Origin of the sequence: Janthinobacterium sp. RA13, from assembly GCF_000745325.1 — a bacterium.
Taxonomy (GTDB): Bacteria; Pseudomonadota; Gammaproteobacteria; order Burkholderiales; family Burkholderiaceae_D; genus Janthinobacterium; species Janthinobacterium rivuli.
The window spans coordinates 2,920,693-2,941,243 of the sequence record NZ_JQNP01000001.1 but is presented as its reverse complement, the minus strand read 5'-3'; the positions used below and the strand labels follow the sequence as shown (position 1 = coordinate 2,941,243).

General features: G+C 65.1%; 15 protein-coding genes. 4 read left to right on the top strand and 11 right to left on the bottom strand.

Features of this window, described 5'->3' with window-relative positions; genetic code table 11:
• Positions 1-10: 10 nt before the first annotated feature.
• Complete coding sequence (locus FG13_RS13030) at positions 11-2,542, top strand: ABC transporter permease (RefSeq protein WP_035821451.1); 2,532 nt, start codon at positions 11-13, stop codon at positions 2,540-2,542.
• Here FG13_RS13030 and FG13_RS13025 read toward each other — a convergent pair.
• Together FG13_RS13025 and FG13_RS13020 are read right to left on the bottom strand one after the other, a co-directional pair.
• On the bottom strand, positions 2,539-3,546 hold the full coding sequence (locus FG13_RS13025) for a response regulator (protein WP_035821449.1): 1,008 nt from the start codon (positions 3,544-3,546) through the stop codon (positions 2,539-2,541). The genes FG13_RS13030 and FG13_RS13025 overlap by 4 nt on opposite strands.
• A gap of 3 nt (positions 3,547-3,549) precedes the next feature.
• On the bottom strand, positions 3,550-4,848 hold the full coding sequence (locus tag FG13_RS13020) for a sensor histidine kinase (RefSeq protein ID WP_035821446.1): 1,299 nt from the start codon (positions 4,846-4,848) through the stop codon (positions 3,550-3,552).
• A gap of 152 nt (positions 4,849-5,000) precedes the next feature.
• Here FG13_RS13020 and cqsA point away from each other — a divergent pair, with 152 nt between their 5' ends.
• Positions 5,001-6,248 carry an alpha-hydroxyketone-type quorum-sensing autoinducer synthase gene (cqsA, locus tag FG13_RS13015; RefSeq protein WP_035821443.1) on the top strand — a complete coding sequence of 416 codons (1,248 nt, stop codon included), beginning with the start codon at positions 5,001-5,003 and terminating at the stop codon, positions 6,246-6,248.
• A 21-nt stretch (positions 6,249-6,269) separates the two neighbouring features.
• Here cqsA and FG13_RS13010 read toward each other — a convergent pair whose 3' ends face one another.
• Genes FG13_RS13010 through FG13_RS13000 form a run of 3 tightly spaced genes read right to left on the bottom strand, consistent with a single transcriptional unit; the run spans position 6,270 to position 8,431 of the window.
• A complete protein-coding gene (locus FG13_RS13010; protein ID WP_051958998.1) occupies positions 6,270-6,719 on the bottom strand; it encodes a MarR family winged helix-turn-helix transcriptional regulator in 450 nt (149 codons plus the stop codon).
• Between the two features lie 56 nt (positions 6,720-6,775).
• Positions 6,776-7,123 (bottom strand): GIY-YIG nuclease family protein, encoded by a 348-nt coding sequence (locus FG13_RS13005; RefSeq protein WP_035821440.1) that lies wholly within the window; start codon positions 7,121-7,123, stop codon positions 6,776-6,778.
• Positions 7,124-7,135: 12 nt separating this feature from the next.
• Positions 7,136-8,431 (bottom strand): MFS transporter, encoded by a 1,296-nt coding sequence (locus FG13_RS13000; RefSeq protein WP_235211727.1) that lies wholly within the window; start codon positions 8,429-8,431, stop codon positions 7,136-7,138.
• A 101-nt stretch (positions 8,432-8,532) separates the two neighbouring features.
• Between FG13_RS13000 and FG13_RS12995 the strand changes: the two genes are divergently transcribed.
• Both FG13_RS12995 and rmuC read left to right on the top strand, forming a co-directional pair.
• The gene (locus FG13_RS12995) at positions 8,533-8,928 is read left to right on the top strand and encodes a group II truncated hemoglobin (protein WP_035828045.1); all 396 of its coding nucleotides are present in this window, start codon (positions 8,533-8,535) and stop codon (positions 8,926-8,928) included.
• Between the two features lie 5 nt (positions 8,929-8,933).
• On the top strand, positions 8,934-10,319 hold the full coding sequence (gene rmuC / locus FG13_RS12990) for a DNA recombination protein RmuC (protein ID WP_035821436.1): 1,386 nt from the start codon (positions 8,934-8,936) through the stop codon (positions 10,317-10,319).
• A gap of 12 nt (positions 10,320-10,331) precedes the next feature.
• Here the strand turns inward: rmuC and FG13_RS12985 are convergent, their stop codons facing one another.
• The 6 genes from FG13_RS12985 to FG13_RS12960 all read right to left on the bottom strand — a co-directional run bounded on the left by FG13_RS12985 (position 10,332) and on the right by FG13_RS12960 (position 19,893).
• Positions 10,332-11,240 carry an MHFG family PEP-CTERM protein gene (locus FG13_RS12985; RefSeq protein WP_051958996.1) on the bottom strand — a complete coding sequence of 303 codons (909 nt, stop codon included), beginning with the start codon at positions 11,238-11,240 and terminating at the stop codon, positions 10,332-10,334.
• A 289-nt stretch (positions 11,241-11,529) separates the two neighbouring features.
• A complete protein-coding gene (locus FG13_RS12980; protein ID WP_035821434.1) occupies positions 11,530-12,312 on the bottom strand; it encodes a hypothetical protein in 783 nt (260 codons plus the stop codon).
• Positions 12,309-14,156 (bottom strand): molybdopterin molybdotransferase MoeA, encoded by a 1,848-nt coding sequence (gene moeA, locus FG13_RS12975; protein WP_035821431.1) that lies wholly within the window; start codon positions 14,154-14,156, stop codon positions 12,309-12,311. Before moeA ends, FG13_RS12980 begins: the two co-directional genes overlap by 4 nt.
• 62 nt (positions 14,157-14,218) lie before the next feature.
• Positions 14,219-15,340, bottom strand: coding sequence for a GTP 3',8-cyclase MoaA (gene moaA, locus FG13_RS12970; RefSeq protein ID WP_035821428.1), 1,122 nt, complete (start codon positions 15,338-15,340; stop codon positions 14,219-14,221).
• A gap of 29 nt (positions 15,341-15,369) precedes the next feature.
• Positions 15,370-16,701 carry a chromate efflux transporter gene (gene chrA, locus FG13_RS12965; RefSeq protein ID WP_035821426.1) on the bottom strand — a complete coding sequence of 444 codons (1,332 nt, stop codon included), beginning with the start codon at positions 16,699-16,701 and terminating at the stop codon, positions 15,370-15,372.
• 87 nt (positions 16,702-16,788) lie between these two features.
• Complete coding sequence (locus tag FG13_RS12960) at positions 16,789-19,893, bottom strand: Rne/Rng family ribonuclease (RefSeq protein ID WP_035821425.1); 3,105 nt, start codon at positions 19,891-19,893, stop codon at positions 16,789-16,791.
• Between the last annotated feature and the right edge of the window lie 658 nt (positions 19,894-20,551).

Below are 20,551 nucleotides of genomic sequence, written 5' to 3'. Positions count from 1 at the left end.
CCCGCCGCCCATGTTCCGCCTCTCCCTGAAAATGACCGGCCGCGACTGGCGCGCCGGGCAACTGCGTTTCCTGCTCGTTGCGCTGATCGTCGCCGTGGCGGCCCTGTCGGCCGTGGGCTTCTTCGTCGACCGCCTGCGCGCGGGCCTGAACCGCGATGCGCACCAGCTGCTGGGGGCCGACCTGGTCATCAGCGCCGACCAGCCCGTCAATGCGGCCTGGCGCGCTGAAGCGCAGAAGCGCGGTTTTATTTTGGCCGACACGGTGACGTTTCCCAGCATGGCGCAGGCGGGCGAGGGCGAGCAATCGCTGTCGCAACTGGCGTCCATCAAGGCCGTCTCGCCCGGCTACCCGCAGCGGGGCAAGCTGAAAATCACGACCACATTGAGCGAAGCACAGGATGCCGTCGGACGGCCCACGGACCAGGTGCCGGCGCCCGGCACCCTGTGGGTCGATGCGGCGATTCTGTCCAGCCTGAACGCCAAGCTGGGCGACACACTCACCTTGGGCGACAAGGCATTTACGGTCACGCAACTGATCGCCAGCGAGCCGGACCGTGGCGCCTCCTTTCTGAACTTCGCGCCCCGCGTGATGCTGCCCCTGGGCGACCTGGCCGCCACGGCGCTGGTGCAGAACGGCTCGCGCGTATCGTACCGCTTGCTGCTGTCGGCGCCGCCCGCCAAGGCGGCCGAGCTTGCGCAATATCAAGCCTGGCTGGAAGGCCAGATCAAGACGCAGGCGATCAAGGGCGTGCGCATCGAATCGCTGGAATCGGGCAGCCCGCAAATGCAATCGACCCTGGACCGCGCCGACCGTTTTCTTTCCCTCGTCGGCTTGCTGTCGGCCATGCTGGCGGCCGTCGCCGTGGCCATGGCCGCGCGCCGCTTCATGCTGCGCCACCTGGATGCGTGCGCCATGTTGCGCTGCCTGGGCTTGACGCAAAACCAGGTCACGGCCATGTACGTGATCGAATTCCTGCTCGTCGGCCTGGCCGGCAGCGTCGTCGGCGTGATGGTGGGTTTCGGCGGCCACCTGGTGCTGCTGGAGTTGTTGGGCAAACTGGTGCAAAGCGACTTGCCGCCCGTGTCCATGCTGCCCGCGCTGCAAGGCGTGGCCACCGGCATGCTGCTCTTGCTGGGTTTTGCCCTGCCGCCGATTTTGCAGTTGCGCAATGTCCCGCACAACCGCGTGATTCGCCGCGAGCAGGAGCCGCCGCAGGCGCTGGCCGTGGCCACGTATGGCCTGGGCATCGCCGCCTTTGTCGTGCTGCTCTTGTGGCAGGCGGGCGACGTGAAACTGGCGCTGCTGACGGCGGCCGGTTTCCTCGGCGGCTTTGCCCTGTTCGGCCTGGCCGGCTGGCTGGGCATCAAGTCGCTGAAAACCCTGCGCGGCGCCTTCAATCACCAGGGCTGGCGTTTTGCCGTCACGTCCTTGCAGCGCCGGCCGGGCGCCACCGTCATCCAGGTGGTGTCGCTGGCCCTGGGCCTGATGGCCTTGCTGCTGCTGACGGTGGTGCGCGGCGACTTGATGGTGGCCTGGCGCAACGCCACGCCGCCCGATGCGCCGAACCGTTTCATGATCAATATCCTGCCGGAACAAAAAGACCCGATTGCCGCGCGCCTGGCGCAAGCCGGCGTGGCCAACGCGCCCCTGTATCCGATGATACGCGGGCGCCTGGTGGCCGTGAATGGCAACACCATCACGGAAAGCACCTACGAGGATGACCGCGCCAAGGGCCTGGCCGACCGCGAATTCAATCTGTCGACGATGGCCACGATGCAGGAAGAAAACAAGCTGGTCGCCGGCAAATGGTTCGGCAATGCGCCCGGCGCGCCGGCTGAAGCGTCCGTGGAAGAGGGCATCGCCAAGACCTTGAAGCTGAAACTGGGCGACAAGCTGCGCTTCGACATCGCCGGCCAGCCCGTCGAAGCGGCGATCACGAGTTTGCGCAAGCTGGAATGGGGCTCGATGCGCGTCAATTTCTTTGTCATCATCAATCCGGCCGCCATGGCGGACACGCCGCAGACGTGGATCACGGCGTTTCACTTGCCGCCGGCGCAGGCGGACCTGGGCAATGCCTTGTTGCGCGACTACCCGAATCTGACGGTGGTCGACGTGGGCGGCGTGCTGAAACAGATACAGGGCGTGCTGGACCAGGTGGTGACGGCCGTCGAATTCCTCTTCGCCTTCACTTTGGCTTCGGGCTTGCTGGTGCTGTATGCGGCGCTGATGGGCTCGCAGGACGAGCGCACGCGTGAAGCGGGACTGCTGCGCGCCCTGGGCGCCACGCGGCGCCAGCTGGCGCAAGCGCAGCTGATCGAGTTCTCGCTCGTCGGCGCGCTGGCCGGCTTGCTGGCGGCGTCGGGCGCGGCCGCCATGGGCTGGGCCCTGGCCACGTACCAGTTCAAGTTCGCCTGGAGTTTTGCGCCCGGCGTGTGGGCCTTCGGCCTCTTGGCCGGCGCCCTGTGCGCGATCGCCGGCGGCTGGCTGGGCTTGCGCAATGTTTTAAAACATCCGCCGCTGCAAACCTTGCGCGAAGGCTAAACCTGAACGCTGTCGTCCGCCTGCGCGCGTAAAAATTGCGCGTAGGACATGACCGGTTGGCCCAGCTGGTGTGGCGGCACGTCGAACAGGGCCCAGAAATACGTCACGCGGCCCAGGCAGATGGTGGGCGCGGCGCAATAGCGGAACCAGTTTTCGCCGATGTGTGCCGCGTACATGCCGTCGCTGTCGGCATCGGAAAAGTAGGGAATCACGCGCATTTCCAGCAAGGCCAGCAGCAGGGATTCGGGCGCATCGCTGTCGCGCGCCATTTCGTACTGCGTGTGCAGGCTGCGTTCCGTCTCGATGATCATCAGCCTGGCCTGGCCGTCGCGCGTGAAAAACAGGATGCCGCTGGGATTGGGAAAAATATAGTATTCGACAAAACCATGGCGCCGGCACAGCTCGTGCACGACGGCGGCCAGCGCTTCGTCTTGCAGGAAAGTGTAGTCGTGCAGCATCAGCAGGTCGCGCACGGTGTCCGATTGCTGCAGGAAAAATTCGCGCTGCAGGGCATGGACTTCCTGTTCCAGGATGTCGAGCGCATCGTCGTCGCTCTTCTTGATGTAGCGGTCGATCAGGCCCCGGTTGAAGGCCGTCACGGCCACCTTTTCATCGGCCGCGCCCGTAAATAAAATCTTCTTGCACGGTAAGTCGCGCACGGCCTGGCAAAATTCCAGGCCATTCATCTGCGGCATCGAATAATCGACCACCAGCACGGAGGGCACGGCAAAGCGCTGCGCCTGGCCGCTGATGCGCCAGATACGCTCGATGTCGAGCGCCACGTTGCACTGGTCGGGCGGCAGGTTCTGCGTGTCGAAATTGACGTGCAGCGGCGTTTCGCCCGGTTGCGCGCTCTGGCGCAGCCAGTGCAAGGCGCTGCTGGTGTCGTGGAAGGTCTTGCGCGCCAGGCCGGGATCGAGCTGGAACGCCAGGCTTTTCAGGAAGGAATCGCTGTCGTCGATCAGGACGGTCAGGGTCGGATGGGTGTAGACGGGCAGTTGCATGCGTCACCTTGCGGGGAAAGAGGATTGGAAGCGGGCCGGCATGGGCTGGGGAAACTCCAGGATGAAAATCGCATACGCGTGCTCGCGCGACACGCAGCGGATGCGCGCCTGCCAGGCCGTGACGATCTGCTGGCACAGGGCCAGGCCGATGCCGCTGCCGTTATGTACGGGATAGGAGTAAAAACGCTCGAAGATCAGCGGCAGGCGATTCTTCGCGATGCCGCAGCCCGTGTCGATGAACAGCAGCCTGGGCACGGGACGGGCGCCGTCGATGACGATGCGCACTCGTCCCTTGCCGGCCCGCTGGATGGCTTTCAGCGCGTTTCTCAGCAGGTTCAGCAGGATCACCACGCACAGTTCGTCCTGTCCCGCGAACTGGAAGTCGGCGCGCACGTCCACCTTGACGCTGCTGCGCTGGCTGTTGCCGGTAAATGGGTAGCGCTTGAGCACGGAGCTGACCATGGCCAGCATCGATAGTGCCTGGCTGGGCTGGAGGTTGCGGTTCACGGCACTGGCGCTCATCAGGAACAAATCGATCATGTGCTGCATGTGGCGCACTTCGAACTGGATGCGCGTCAGGGCTTCCTGCAGCGGGGGCATGTCGTCCACCTGGCCGGCCAGCTGCGGCAGCAGCCGGCGCATGCCACGCACATTGGCCTCCACGCTGGTCAGCGGCGTGCGCAGCTCGTGCGCCACGGAACCGAGTCCGGCCGCCAGGCCTGCCAGCCGTTCCCGTTCCAGCACCTTGCTGCCCACTTTCACCACGGACAGCGCGGCAATGGTGAACCAGTGCACGGGCAGTTGCTGCAGCACTTCACGCTGCAGCAGGAAGCCGCCTTCCCCTTGCAGGATGACGGCGAGGCAGGCGGCGCTGGTGCCGATCAGGTAGGCGCGGCAAGCCAGTTTCGTTTCGAAATGAAACAGCACGACCAGCCCGATCAGCAGCGATTCGCTCCAGATGGACGAAGCATGGTTCATCACAAACATGAAGGTAAAGAAGAAGGGCAGGATGTAGCTGAGCGCGAACAGCAGGTAGCGCGACAGCCAGCGGGCCGAGAAGCGGCGGGCAAACAGACCGGCGACGCAGATGCCCACGCCCGTCAGGCGCAAGGTCAGGTTTTCATAAGCTTGCGGAAAAAAGTAATGCCACAGCAAATAGTACAGCGGCATCGCCACCGTGCCCACGGCGGCCAGCATGGCGACCCTGCCGGCCAGGTTTTCATGCGGCATGCGCTCATGCAGCAGCGAATGGAGCAGGCGCCTGCGCCAGTATGTCCATCGTGCTTGCAATTGCTGCGTCATGACTCTGCCTTGATTCTCTTCAGAACATTATCATCGCGTAAATTTTCCTGGTTGAACGGTTATCTCGCCGGACATTGATATACGTCAATGGATGGGTCGGCTAGACGGTCAAGGCTTTAATCCGCAGCAAACATTTCCCTAGGAGAAAACTCATGACCATCGCTACCAGCTTGCCCATCCCATCGTTCGCCCGTGCCGAACACTGCCTGCCAGACTACATCGTGCGGCGCATGGATGCGCATCACATCACGCGCATCGAAAAATTGCTGGGCGGCCAGCATCCCCACGCCTGGCAACCGACACCGGCCCATGCCATTTTCCTGGCCGGCAACGACTATCTGTCCATCGCCGCCGAGCCGGCGCTGGTGGCAGCCCAGGTGGCGTCGCTGCAGGCAAATGCGGGCGGCCTGCTGATGTCGGCCGTGTACTTGCAGGAAGGCAGCGAACAGCACCGGCTGGAAAGCCGGCTGGCCCGCTACATGGGCTGCGAGGACGGCATCCTGGCGCAGTCCGGCATGGCGGCCAACGTGGGGTTGATCCAGTGTATCGCCAGCCCCGGCATTCCTGTCTACCTCGACATGCAGGCCCACGCCTCACTGTGGGAAGGCGTGCTGTCGGCGCAGGCCCAGGCCGTGCCCTTCCTGCACAACGACATGACGCACTTGCGGCGGCAAGTGGAAAAACATGGCCGCGGCGTGATCGTCGTCGATGCCCTGTACAGCACCAATGGCAGCCTGGCGCCGCTGCTGGAACTGCTCGAAATCGCCGAGCGCAGCGATTGCGTGGTGGTGGTCGACGAGTCGCACTCGCTGGGCACGCATGGCCCGCAGGGCGCGGGCCTGGTGGAAGCATGGGGCCTGGGTCATCGCGTGCATTTCCGCACGGCGTCGCTGGCCAAGGCCTTCGCGGGCCGGGCCGGTTTCATCAGCTGTTCCAGCCGCTTCAAGGGCTATTTTTTGTCCGAATCGCGGCCCGCCATCTTCAGCTCCTGCCTGCTGGCGCATGAGCTGGCGTGGCTGGGCGCGGCGCTCGATTTCATCATGGCCGCCGATGGACGGCGCGCCACCCTGCAACGCCATACGCTGCAGGTGCGCGAAGGCTTGCGCGAACTGGGCTACAACGTCAGCGATGGCACGGAGCAGATCGTGGCGTTGGAGGCGGGCGGCGAACCGGCCACCCTGGCACTGCGCCAGGCGCTGGAACGGCAAGGTATTTTCGGCGCCATGTTTTGCGCCCCGGCAACGGCGAAGAACCGCGCCCTCGTGCGCCTGACCCTGAATGCGGGACTCGACGAGGCGGCCATCGACCGGGTGCTGGCGGGCTGCGCCGCCATTCGCGCCGAAGCGGGCGTGGAACAGTGGCAGTCGACGCGGCGCCTGCGCAAGCTGGCGCTCGTGTAAGCGGCTGGCCGGCTGGCAGCGTCAGCCGGCCAGCTTGCCGAGGATGGCCGACAGCGCCGCCAGTTGTTCCGCCGGCGCGTCGTGCAGCAATTCGCGTCCCACCGCCTGCGCCGTGGTGCTGGCATGTTCCAGCAATGCCAGGCCGGCGGCGGTCAGCACGGCATAGCCGACGCGCGCGTCGCGCGCATCGGCCTGGCGCGCCACCAGGCCAATCTTTTCCAGCGGCATCAGGGAGCGCGTGACGCCAGAGGCCGTCAATGCCAGGCGCTCGGCCAGGTCGATGCGGCGCAGCCGCGCACCGGGGGCGCGCTGCAGCTGGTACAGCAATTGATAGTCGCTGAAGCTCAGGCCATGCAAATTGCCCAGGGTGCTGTCGAAGCGGCGCACGATGAGCGCCTGGGCGCGCGCCAGGCGCAGGCAAAAGTCCAGCGCGCCATCGCCGTCCGGCGAGAGGGGAGTGTGATCGTTCATGCCATCCTTTGTTTTGCTGCGAAGTGCTTGAGTACGCAAGTGTAATGCACCGCAGCTCAATACAGTGGCTGACCCTGTTCCAGCCAGTGCGCGTGGTGCAGATCCAGCAGGGCGCTCAGTTCGGCGTCCGCATCGAAGGCGGGATCGTCGGGAAGCTTGAGCGTATCGATGACCGTGCAGGAAAAGGCCGCCGCGCCGTCGCGCCGCCAGTCCGCCTGCAGCGCCGCATTGCGGTGCTTGCCCAGGTTCAGTTCGAAGCGGTGCCGGTTCAGCATGCCGGGCGCGTTGCGGCTGCTTTCAAGCAAGGTGCGCCCGCTGGGCAAGTGGCGCAGGGCGATGATGCCCAGCGGCGGTGGCTGTTGCCGGTAAGCAGCTTTCAGGGCTGCTTGCTGTGTTTTATCCATAGTAAAACTTTCTCAAGGTTGAATGACGCAATCGGCTTCCCCGATGCGGGGGATGCCGGTCAGCAGGGCGGCGGCCACGGCGGCCGCCAGCAGCAGGGCGCCGCCGCCGCAGAACAGCTCGCCCACGGTGACGTGGCGCAGCAGCGCGCCCGTGGCGGCCGCCGACAGCGGCGCCAGGCCCAGGAAGATGCCCATGAACAGCGCCATCGCCCGGCCCAGCATGGCGGGCGCCACGCGCCGCTGTATCCACGTAAAGATGGCCACCTGCAAGTAACCGCCCAGCAGCCCCGTCACGGCCAGCAGGGCCGCGCCTTGCCAGGCCGTGTCGACTTGTCCCAGCCCCATCAGCAGCAGGCCGACGACCGCATCGACCAGCAGCAGGGTGGCGCCGAAGCGGCGTCGCAGCCAGGTGCCGCCCAGGCTGGACGCCAGCATGCCGGCCAGGGTGCCGGCGCCATGCGCGCCCATCAGCAGTCCCAGCGCCGCGGCGCCGTGCAGGCGCTCGCTGGCCAGCACGGGCAAGGCCACTTGCAGCGGACCCATGACGAAGAACGCCACCACGGCCCAGTAGGCATAGCAGCTGCGCAAAGGAAGGTCGCGCCACACCATGGCCAGGCCCGCCGCCATGTCGCGCCACATGCCCTGCACCGTGGCCGCTGCCAGTGGCCGCAGCTTGACTTGCCGCAAGGTCCAGACGGAAAACAGAAACGTCAGCGCATCGATGGCAAAGGCGGCGGCCAGCGCCGCCATAGCGGTTTTCTGCCCGCCCCCGTGGGCGCCGAGCACGAGCGCCGCCAGCAGGGGGCCGGCCAGCAAGGACAACTGGCGCGCACCCATCTGCAAGCCATTGGCGCTCTGCAACGATTGCGGCGGCACGGCTTGCGGCAGGATGGCCGTGCCGGCGGGAATGGCGAAGGCGGATGCGATGCCCAGCGCCAGCGCGGCCGCATACGCGAGCGCCAGGCTGGCCTGGTCCAGCATCAGCAGGCCGGACAGCGCCAGCAGGATGGCGGCGTTCGCATATTTACTCAGCTGCAGCACGCGCTGGGGCGAGTAGCGGTCGGCGATGGCGCCACCGAACAAGATGAGCACGGCGCGCGGCGCGCCCATCAGGGCCACGGCGATGCCCAGGCTGAGGCTATCGTTCGTCAGGCTCAGCACCAGCCAGGGCAGGGCCAGCATGCTGAACTGGTCGCCCAGCATGGACACGAGGCCGCCGCCCAGCAGCCAGCGGAAATTGGTATTGCGTAGCAAATGCGATTCTGCGGTGGTCGACATGGTGGTTTTGTCCGTGTTTAAAGATTGCATGGTAGTTGATATAAGCTTGAGTGGTCAAGTATATTGCTTTTTATTGTGGCAGAGGCGCCGGCGCCGCATGGGCCGCCGGCGCTTGCGCTATCATGGCGGCCATGACTGATACCACTGCCCCTACCCTGTACGAGACCATCGGCGGCGCCCCCGTGCTGCGTGAAATGGTCGACCGTTTTTATGACTTGATGGAGCTCGAAGCCGAGTTCGCCGGCATCCGCGTCATGCATCCACCGTCGACGGACGGCTCGCGCGACAAGCTGTATTTCTTCCTGACGGGCTGGATGGGCGGACCGGACTTGTATATCGAGAAATTCGGCCACCCGCGCCTGCGCGCCCGTCACTTGCCCTACGCCATCGGCACCAACGAGCGCGACCAGTGGCTGCGCGCCATGGCCTGGGCCATGGAAGACACGGGCATCGAAGAGTCCTTGCGCGTGCGCCTGATGGAATCGTTCTATCAGACGGCCGACTGGATGCGCAACAAACCTGACTGACAGCCATGAGCCCTATCGAGTTTTACAGCCTGCTGGGCGCCGCCATCGTCGCCATCGTCCTGTTGCTATTGATCTTGCTGCGCCCCCGTGGCGCGGCCGGCGATGGCGCCACCACCCTGGCCCTGGTGCAGCAGCACCAGCAGCAAAGCCTGGAACGCATCGACCGGGTCGAGCGCGAAGTGCGGCTGCAACTGCAGGCGTCGGCGCAAGCCACGCGGCAAGACCTGGCCGCCAGCCTGGCGCAATTCCAGGCGGCGACCTTGCAACAGCTCGACAGCCTGCGCACGCAGATGCAGGCGCAGGGGAAAGTCGGACGCGAAGAGCAGGCGCAAAGCCTGGCGCGCTTTGCCGACAGCACCAACCAGACGCTGGCGCAGCTGACGGAATCGAATGCGCAGCGCATGCTGGAAGTGCGCGCCACCCTGGAAAACAAGATCCGCGACTTGCAGGCCGATAATGGCGCGCGCCTGGAAGAGATGCGCAAGACGGTCGACGAGAAACTGCACGCGACGCTGGAGACGCGTTTGACGGCCTCGTTCCAGCAAGTGTCCGAGCGGCTGGAAAAAGTCCACCAGGGCCTCGGCGAAATGCAGCAGCTGGCGCTGGGCGTGGGCGATTTGAAGCGGGTGCTCACCAACGTCAAGACGCGCGGCACGTGGGGCGAAGTGCAGCTGGAAATGCTGCTGGAGCAGGTACTCACTGTCGACCAGTACGCGAAGAACGTGGAAACGGTGCCGGGCAGCGGCGCGCGCGTGGAATTCGCCCTGAAGTTGCCGGGCATGCTTGATGGCGGGCCGCCCGTGTGGATGCCGATCGATGCGAAGTTCCCCAAGGAACAGTACGAGCGCCTGGTCGAAGCGGCCGAGCGGGCCGATGCCGAGGGCGTGGCCCTGGCCGGACGCGAGCTGGAACGGGCCGTGCGGGGCGAGGCGAAAACCATCGCCGAAAAATACCTGGCGCCGCCGCAAACGACGGATTTCGCCATCCTGTTCCTGCCCACGGAAGGCTTGTATGCGGAAGTGCTGCGCCGTCCGGGCCTGGCCGACGAATTGCAGCGCGTGCACCGGGTCAGCATCGCCGGGCCCTCCACCCTGACTGCCTTGCTCAACAGCCTGCAGATGGGTTTCCGCACCCTGGCGCTGGAAAAACGCTCGTCGGAAGTGTGGCAAGTGCTGGGCGCCGTCAAGACGGAGTTTGGCAAGTTCGGCGACGTGCTGTCGCAAACCCGCCTGACCCTGGAAAAGGCGGCGAAGAATATCGAAAGTGCGGAAGTGCGCAGCCGGCAGATGGCGCGCAAATTGAAATCCGTGGAAGCCTTGCCGGGCGAGGCGGCCGCCTTGCTGCTGGGTAAGGCGGACGCTGGTCTGTCCGCCGAGGCCGACGGCGAATAGCGCCGCCCGCGTTCAGGCCGCGGCCGCCGGCCGGCGGCGCAGCGTGGTACTGACCAGCAGCGCCAGTCCCGCCAGCAGCATGGCCCAGGTGTGCGGTTCCGGCACGGCCGGCAGGACGGACAGGTCGGTGGGCGGCAGCGAGGGCAGGATGACGGTGGGGATAAACGGCTCGGCGATGATGCTGCTGCCGCGTGGTGGCTGGCCACCGCCTATGCTCGACGGCAGCATCGTGTCGTTGCCGGTGCGCACGACATCGAAGACCAGCAGGGGCAGGCTGGCCACCACGGCCGGCGGCACGCCCGTGAACGAACCGCCATGCGCGCCGGCGGGATGCTCGATGACGGGCACGCCCGCCGTGGCAGGCGTTGCTGCAGGTGCGGTGGCCACCGGCGTTGCGCCGCCTGGCGCAGCTCCGCCAGGGGCTGCACCGGCGCCGCGCGGTCCGGCCGCCGCCTGCGTGATGCGGCTGACATTGCGGCACACGGTGGGCACGAGGATGCAGGCTCCCTGTACGCAGTACACGAGTCCCCGTTCCTGCATCTGCTCGCTCCAGCCTGCACGCGTGACATTGCGGCAAACGCGGCCCGGCCCGAAATGCATGTCGCTGATGCGTGCATCGTAATTGCCCTTGCCGCGGATGGCGTCGCGGCTGATCACGACGATTTCATCATACTGGCGCGCGCGCATGCGCGCCTTCAATTGCTCGCGCACCTGCGGCGCGATGTCCGGGTAGCGGTCCACGGCGGCAACGACATCCCCCATGAACGGGTCGACGCCCGGGCGATTCCAGCTGCAGTGTTCCAGCACATCGGCCCGTGGGGCCCCTTTGGCATCAGCGGGCAGCGGCGCCAGCGACAGCATGCCGAGCAGACAAGCCGCTCCCAGCATGCCGGCGCCCGCGATCCATGAACGGTGTCTCATTATTAGTTTCCTCGTGAAAACAATATCAAAATTGAATTTTATGCGAGATCGGATGTTATCACCGAAGAAACTCTCATATCAACAAATAAATAAAATTATTACAATTTGTGTTGTGTTTGTTGATATGTTATTTAAAGAAATAATTAGTATTTTTATCTCAATAGGCGAGCAGTTGCCGCATGGGGAAATTGATTGCGAAGGGGTAATGCAAACGGCCCGCGCAAGGCGGGCCGTTTGGAGGGCGGAGGGTTTTGAGGGATGCGCCGCCGGCAGGCGGCGGTGCAACGATCTAGATGCGGCCCGGGCAGGCTTGCGTATCGAAGGCGGGATAGCCGATGGCGGGCAGTTTGTGCAGCCACGTGCTCATCAAGGTGCGCGCGCCTTGCGCATCATGCTGTTGCCCCTGCTGCAAATCCACGGTAAGCGTGTCCAGTTCCGCGCAGATCGATTGCTTGCCGGCCTGGGCCGCCAGCAGGGAGGCCAGCAGTTCCGGCAGCACGGCCGCCGCCGGCGCCGCCTGGCGCGTGGCGCGGTAGTGCTGCCAGTAGCGCTCGGCGGCATCGCCGTCAAAGCTGGGGACGAAGCCGAACGTGGCGTCATCGTGGTGCAAACGGTACACGGTGGGAAAGTAATGCGGCCCCGTCAGTTCGCCAGGAAAGCGGTCGCGCCGCTGGACGTCGATGGCCAGCGATCCGTTGCGCTCCACGCGCACGGGACTGGGCGAGTCGTACTGGTCCACGCTGACCATGGAGAGTGCGTTGCCCTGCATGAAGATAATCTTTTGCGTGTAGTGGCGCCCGCCCAAGTGGCCGCACACGGCCACGAAGCGGTCGTTGATGGCGGTGACGGCCGCAACGACGCCGCAATCGGGGCGCAAGGGCGTGTTTTCCTGCCACACGAGCGCCTGGTCGCTGGTGCGCACGATGCTGACGCGGCCCGCGGTTGCGCCGTGCAAGTCACCGCTTGCTTCCTCGATGCGCTCGTCGAAGCGCACCGTGTAGCCATTGCTGTGGACTTCGCCGGCGTACGCCGTCATGCCCTGCAGCAGGGCCAGTGTCAGTATCAGTTTCATATCAGTCCATGGAATAGTACGATATCGACCAGGTCGCCGGCGGCCACATGGCCTTGCGCTTCGTGCAGCACGATAATGCAATTGGCTTGCGTCATGGAGTGCAGGATGCCCGAGCCTTGCGCCCCCGTCAAGCGCACGTGCTGGCGTCCGTCCGGGCCCCGTTCGACGATGCCGCGCTGATATTCCGTGCGGCCCCGTTTTTTGCGGATCGCCGCTTGCGCCGCCACCTGCAGCAGCGCCAGGGCGGCCGTGTCCGCATCGGCGCCCATCAGGCGTAGCAGGGTGGGGCGGGCGAGGAAATAAAACGCCGCCATCACGGCCACGGGGTTGCCGGGCAGGCCCAGCAGCAAAGCCATGTCGCCCTCGCTGGCAATCCGGCCAAAGGCCATGGGGCGGCCCGGACGCATGTTGATTTGCCAGAAGGCCACTTCACCGAGGCGCGCCAGGATATCGCGCGTAAAATCGGCCGCGCCGCTGGACACGCCGCCCGAGGTGACGATGACGTCGGCCGAGGCACAGGCGCCGCGCAGGGCTACTTCCAGCGCCTGCGGATTGTCCTTGACGATGCCCATGTCGAGCACCTCGCAGCCGAGGCGGGTCAGCATGCCCAGCAGGGTGTAGCGGTTGCTGTCGTAGATGCAGCCGGCATCCAGCGGCTCGCCGATCGAGCGCAATTCGTCGCCGGTGGAAAAGAAGGCCACGCGCAGGCGGCGGCGCACGGGTACCGTGGCGATGCCCAGCGAGGCGAGCAAACCCAGTTCGGCCGGCCCGAGTGTCTTGCCTTGCAGCAGCGCAGGTTGGCCCTGCATCAAGTCTTCGCCCTTGAAACGGCGGTTGTCGCCGGGGCGGATGCAGTCGGGCGCCACGGTAATGCTGCTTGCGCTGGCTTGCTGTACCAGTTCCTGCGGCACCACGCTGTCGCAGCCGTCCGGCATGACGGCGCCCGTCATGATGCGCGCGCATTGTCCGCGCTGTACGGTGACCGTACCCGGGCGGCCGGCCAGGATGGTATCGACCACGGCCAGGGTCACGGGCGTGTCGCCACCGAGGTCGTCGCCATGCAGCGCATAGCCATCCATGGCGGAATTGTCGTGCGCGGGCACGCTGATGGGCGAGACGATGTCGGCCGCCAGGATGCGCTCGAACGCTTGCGGCAGCGGCAGTTCCTCGATCTCGGCGACGGGCGCGACCGTGTCGGCCAGGATGGCTTGCGCCATCGGCACGGACAAGCCCTGCGCCTGCAGGGCGGCCAGCTCGTCCGGGGTATTGATGTTGCCGAACGCGCTATTGTTCTCGAACAGTACTTCGGCCAGCTTCAGGGGGCCGTGCCAGGTGCGCATGCGGCGTTCCCCACCGCGCAGATAAGCGTCTAACTGGGGCAGGGCGGCAGTCTTGACGAGACAGAAGACGGGGTGCGGGCGGCGCACAGTCTGACCCGTCGCCGCATCGATTTCCTCGGTGACGGCGATGGCCAGGTCGGCATTGTTTTGCATCAAGCCAGCGGCCAGGCGCGCCGCCAGGTCGGGCGGCAGCAAGGGAGAGTCGCAGGGCACGGTCAGCAGGTAGGGCGTGCCGGCGTGCCGCATGCCGCTGTGCAAACCCGCCAGGGGACCGAGCTGGCCCGGCAGCACGTCCGGCCACACGGGCAGGCCGAAGCTTGCGTAATCGCCCGCATCCGCGTGGACACTGATGGCCAGCTGGCCCACTTGCGGCGCCAGGCGCTGCAGCACGTGGCGCGCCAGGGGCTGTCCATGCAGGGGCAGCATGCCCTTGTCGCGCTGGCCCATGCGCGTGCCGAGGCCGCCGGCCAGGACCAGGCCGGTAATGTCGTGTTTGTTGATCATGTCAGGTAGGGAAATTGGTGCATGCGCCATGGTAGCAGTGGCGGGCCCGCGCCGCGCCCGATTCAGCCACCGATGTACGACATTTCCACTTTCTTTTTACCGTGCTCAAGCGCGCCGCCCGTCAAATCCGTCTGGCTGGTGCGCAATTGCGAATAGCGGTCGCCGCGGCCGCGCCACAGCTGCGCCACGGCCGAGGAAATTTCCGCGTCGCTGCGGCCGCCGCGCAGCAGGCTGCGCAAGTCGTGGCCGCTGCTGGCGAACAAACACGTGTACAGTTTGCCCTCGGTCGAGAGGCGGGCGCGGCTGCAGTCGGCGCAGAACGCTTGCGTGACGCTGGAAATGAGGCCGATTTCGCCGCCGCCATCCGCATAGCGCCAGCGCGCCGCCGTCTCGCCCGTGTAGTTCGGGTTGATGGGCAGCAAAGGCATGTGAGCGGCGATGCGCCGCACGACTTCGGCGGACGGGATGACTTCCTGCAAGTTCCAGCCGTTCGAGGCGCCCACGTCCATGTATTCGATGAAGCGCAGGATGTAGGGCGTATCCTTGAAGTGGCGCGCCATGGGCACGATTTCCTGCTCGTTCATGCCGGCCTTGACGACCATGTTGATCTTGATGGGGCCCAGGCCGGCGGCGTGCGCCGCATCGATGCCGTGCAGCACGTCGGCGACGGCGAAATCCACATCGTTCATGCGCTTGAAGGTGGCGTCGTCGAGCGAGTCGAGCGACACGGTGACCCGGTTCAGGCCCGCATCCTTGAGCGCCTGCGCTTTCCTTGCCAGCAAGGAGCCGTTGGTCGTCAGGGTCAGGTCCAGCGGCTGGCCCGACGGCGTGCGCAGGGCGGCCAGCATGGCGATGAGCTTTTCGATATTCTTGCGTAGCAGCGGTTCGCCGCCCGTCAGGCGGATCTTTTCCACGCCGTGCGCGACGAACAGGCGCGCGACGCGCGTGATTTCCTCGAACGACAGCAAATCCGTGTGCGGCAGGTACACGTGGTTCTTGTCGAACACGTCCTTCGGCATGCAATACACGCAACGGAAATTGCAGCGGTCGGTAATCGAGATGCGCAAGTCGTGCAGGGGCCGGCCCAGGCTGTCGGCCACGTTGCCGCTCGGGCTTTCCAGCTGCGCGGGGATCACCAAAGCCCCATTGCGGGCCTCGGCGAGGTAGATAATCTTGTCAGCCATGAAAGGTGATACCACTTACGTTAAATCGGTCAAGGCAGATACGATAGCACGAGGCCGAAGATGGCACAGGCGAGCAGCAATTTGATGGTGCCAACTTGAAACCGGATCAGCGCCACGCCGGCCGCCAGCGCGATGAATATCGCCAGCCAGTCCCAGTGCGGCAGCGGGTTTGCTTGCCAGAAGACGTGGCGGCCAAAGAACAGAGCCAGGCTGGCGATGACGCCGACCACGGCCGCCGAAATGGCCGTCAGGGGCGCGCTCAGGCGCAGATTGCCGCGAGACGCTTCCACCAGCGGCGCACCGGCCAGGATGAAGATGAACGAGGGCAAAAAAGTAAACCAGCTGGCGACGAGCGCGCCGCACACGCCCGCCAGCCACAGCTGCTCACCCGTCACGGCATGGCTCCAGCCGCCGACAAAGCCGATGAAGGCGACGATCATGATCAGCGGGCCGGGCGTCGTTTCGCCCAGCGCCAGGCCATCCATCATTTGCGCGCTGCTGATCCAGTGGTAGTGGTCGGTGGCGCCCTGCACCAGGTAGGGCAGCACGGCATACGCGCCGCCGAACGTCAGCAGGGCCGCCTTGCTGAAAAACACGCCCATCTGCGCCAGCGGCTGGTCCGCGCCGCCCGCCAGCGCCAGGCCCAGCCAGACGAAGAAGGCCAGCGCCAGGCCCACGGCGGCCGTGCCAAGCAGGCGCGGCCAGCGGAAGCGCGCATGCTCCGGCGTGGGCGTGTCGTCATCGATCAGGGCGGCGCCGTAGCGGGCCGCGCCGCCATGCGAGGCGCCGTTGGCATGAAAGTGGCCCGGCAGCCAGCGCCCGCCCGCCATGCCCAGCAGGGCGGCGGCGAGCACGATCAGTGGAAATGGCAGCCGTAGCGCGGCGATGGCGACAAATGCGGCCGCTGCGATGGCGATCAGGCTAGGGCTGCGCAAGGTGCGCCGGCCCAGGCGCCAGGCGGCCGCCAGCACGATGGCGACGACGGCCGGCTTGATGCCGTACAGGACGCCAGCGATGGCGGCCACGTGGCCATACGCCATGTACAGCCAGGACAGGACGATCAGCACCCCCAGCGAGGGCAGCAAAAACAGCAGGCCAGCCACCAGCGCGCCGCGCGTGCGGTGCATCAGCCAGCCGATGTAGATGGCCAGCTGGGTCGCTTCCGGCCCTGGCAGCAACATGCAGTAGTTCAAGGCGTGGAGGAAACGCTGCTCGGAAATCCAGCGCCGCTTTTCCACCAGTTCCGCATGCATTATGGCGATTTGCCCGGCCGGGCCGCCAAAGCTGACGCAGCCCAGCTTGAGCCAGTACCAGAAGGCGCTGCGCAGGCTGACGGGGGAAGGAGTGGCGTGCTCGTGCATGGGGGCTGGCTGGCAAAAAAGTGGACGTAAAAAAGGGGAAGCCTGAGCTTCCCCTTCATCATTGGCGGCTGGGCGAACCCGGTCCGCTTATGGACGTTGCGTGTTGACCTGGATCAACGGCTCATCCGATTGCGGCGGCAATGGCTTGCGTTCGCGCGGCTTGCGTACCGGAGCGACTGCCTTGGCGGCCGCTTCCTGCGCCAGGCGCAGTTTTTCCGGATCGGTGGCAGCCAGGGTCAGGCCGGCCGAACCGAGCACAGCGCTCAAGTCCAGCGGCGCGGCGGCAGGTGCTGCAGGAGCAGGAGCAACGACGGGAGCTGGTGCTGGTGCTGGTGCAGGAGCAGCGACGGGAGCCACTTCGGCAACCACCGGGGCCGCTTCCACCACGGCAGGTGCCGCTTCGGCGACTGGCGCTGCGGCTGGAACTTCTTCCGCCACGACGACGGTTTCCACGACAGCAACCGTTTCCACGACTGGCGCCGCTTCGACGATGACTTCCGCTGGCGCAGGCGCTGGCGCCGGTGCGGCTTCCGCTTTCTCGGCGAAGCTGTACTCGGCAGCGGGTGCTGGTTCGGCAGCGGCTGGTTCAGCTTGCGCTGCAGCAACGACGGCTTCCACAGGGGCTGGCGGCACGATTACTTCAGCAGCTGGTGCGGCTTCCTCAACCTTGGCCACTTCCACCACTTCGACCACTTCAGCCACGACGGCTGGTGCGGCTTCAGCTACAGCTTCCGCTGGCGCGGCAGCGACGTCAGCGGCGGCTTCCGGCGCCGGAGCGACCGTAAAGCTGATCACTGGCGCGTCCTGGCCGTCGTTGTCACCGTTTGCCGATTCGATCAGCTCGCCCGTTTCGCGGTCGCGGCGGTTGCGGTTGCGGCCACCACGACGACGACGGCGGCGCGGCTCTTCGCCTTCCACGTCGTTTTCCGTCTCTTCGCCTTCAGGACCGGCATTCGCCGGTGCTTTCAGCAGGTTCGCCGGTGCGGCGTCGGATTCAGGGCCGCTTGACGCCACGACCACATTCACCGCGCTGGCGGTGGCGCCAACCAGGGCCAGTTCTTCAGCTTTCACCTCAGCAACAACAGCCTTGTCGGCGCGTGGTTCGCGGCCTTCGCGTGGCTGGCGTGGCGGACGTTCGGCGCGTTCCGGGCGCTCTGCGCGCTCAGGACGTTCCGCGCGTTCCGGACGCTCACCGCGTTCGCGTGGCACGGCCGTTGCATCGCCACCCTCGCGCGCTTCACGCGGTTCGCGTGGCGGACGCGGTGGACGTGGCGGACGGGCCGCTTTTTCCAGTGCTTCCGCTTCTTTGGCTGCATCGTCCTGGGCTGGACGGCCCTGGCCCGGTTCGCGTTCTTCGCGGCCAGGCTTGCCGTTGCGGCCACGGCCACGCGGGCCACGGCTGTTGCGGTCGCCACGGTCGGCGCCGGCCGGTTTGGCTGGAGCGACAGGAGCGGGCGCCGGTGCCACCGGTGCGGGAGCGCCGGTGAAGAAGCTGATGATCTTGGCGATCAGGCCCTGTGGTGCGGCAGGCGCGGCCACTGGAGCCGGTTTCGCTTCGACGGGCTTGCGCTCGACCAGCGGTGCCGGCTGGTCAGGGGTGATCGTCTTGACGACGGCTTCCTGGCGCGGCTTGGCTTCTTCCTTCTGGCGCTTGCTGTAAGCCATGTCGGTTTCAGCGCTTTCAGCCAGGTTGTAGCTGGCCTGGCTGTCTTCCAGACGCGGATCGTCGTGCTTGATGCGTTCCAGCTTGTAGTGCGGCGTTTCCAGATGCTTGTTCGGGATCAGGATCACGGCGATGCGGTGGCGGTTTTCGATCTTCAGCACTTCGCCGCGCTTTTCGTTGAGCAGGAAGGCGCCCACGTCCACGGGCACTTGCACGTGGATGGTGGCCGAGTTTTCCTTCATCGCCTCTTCCTGGATGATGCGCAGCACCTGCAGGGCGGACGATTCCGTATCGCGGATGTGGCCGGTGCCGGAGCAGCGCGGGCACGTCACGTGCGAACCTTCGGACAGCGAAGGGCGCAGGCGCTGGCGCGACAGTTCCATCAGGCCGAAGCGGGAAATCTTGCCCATTTGTACGCGGGCACGGTCATGGTGCAGCGCGTCTTTCAGGCGCTGTTCCACTTCGCGCTGGTTCTTCGCCACTTCCATGTCGATGAAGTCGATGACGATCAAGCCGCCCAAGTCGCGCAAGCGCAGCTGGCGGGCCACTTCTTCGGCCGCTTCGCAGTTGGTGTTGAAGGCCGTCGTCTCGATGTCCGAGCCGCGCGTGGCGCGGGCCGAGTTGACGTCGACGGAGACCAGCGCTTCGGTATGGTCGATCACGATGGCGCCGCCCGATGGCAACGGCACGGTGCGGCTGTACGCCGTTTCGATCTGGTGTTCGATCTGGAAGCGCGAGAACAGCGGCACGTCGTCGCTGTAGCGCTTTACGCGGTGCACCATGTCGGGCATCACGTGGCTCATGAACTGGTGCGCCTGGTCGTAGATCTCGTCGGTGTCGATCAGGATCTCGCCGATGTCGGGCTGGAAGTAGTCGCGGATGGCGCGGATCACCAGCGACGATTCCTGGTAGATCAGGAAAGCGCCGTTGGCCGACTTGCCGGCGCCTTCGATGGCGCGCCACAGTTGCATCAGGTAATTCAAGTCCCACTGCAGTTCATCGACGTTGCGGCCGATGCCTGCCGTGCGGGCGATCACGGACATGCCAGCTGGCAAGTCCAGTTTATCCATGGTTTCGCGCAATTCCTGGCGCTCTTCACCTTCCACGCGGCGCGATACGCCACCGCCACGCGGGTTGTTCGGCATCAAGACCAGGTAACGGCCGGCCAGGGAAACAAACGAGGTCAGGGCGGCGCCCTTGTTGCCGCGCTCTTCCTTTTCAACCTGGACCATGATTTCCTGGCCTTCGCGCAGCGCTTCCTTGACGGAAGCGTTACGTACGTCGACGCCTTCGCGGAAATACGTGCGGGCAACTTCCTTGAAAGGCAGGAAGCCGTGGCGGTCTTCGCCATAGCTGACGAAGCACGCTTCGAGCGATGGCTCGATGCGCGTGATCACGCCCTTGTAGATGTTGGATTTGCGCTGTTCGCGCCCGGCTGTCTCGATATCGATGTCGATCAGTTTTTGTCCGTCGACAATCGCTACGCGCAGTTCTTCTTGCTGCGTGGCATTAAACAACATGCGTTTCATTTTTATAACTCCGCGACCCGTAGGCCATCTCAAAGCCGCTTCCGGGGAAGCGGCGAAGTACAGGGATATATGCGAGAACGGGAGTGCTGGCGGGGGAAATGCCCAGGCGTGCGGAGCAACAACGCGTACGAGGTAAACGTTACGGCCGCAACAGGCGCGGTGAGGTCGATCGTCATGCCGAGTGCACAGGACACTTGCAACTCATCTGAAACAGCCCGGATGAGAATGAACTGCATCGGGGGCAGAGAATGCAAGTGGTCAGCAAATTCAGAGCCAAAATCGTTAGCCGGCTCATTACAGGGATCGCGATGGCGAGGCTTGGCCTCAGCCTATCATCGACAACCCTCAGTATTTGGCCACATACGGGGTTTGGCGAAAACGGCAAGCGTTATCAACTTCATCAACCCGCGAGCCCGACTCGATAAGTCGCGCTAACGGGTACTTATCCTTATAATCCCACACTCACTTCAGCATCTCCACGCGTTATCCGATTACAACTACGGTGCAACCTTGATTCGCGCAGGGATGGTGCATATACATTTTTTTCCACCGAATTTGCAATTTGGCGAGGCCGGTGGAGACGCCCCTGTGTAAAATGTGCTTTTATTCTTACACTCGCAGCAGCCAGGGCCGCAGCAAAAACAATTATATATTCAAA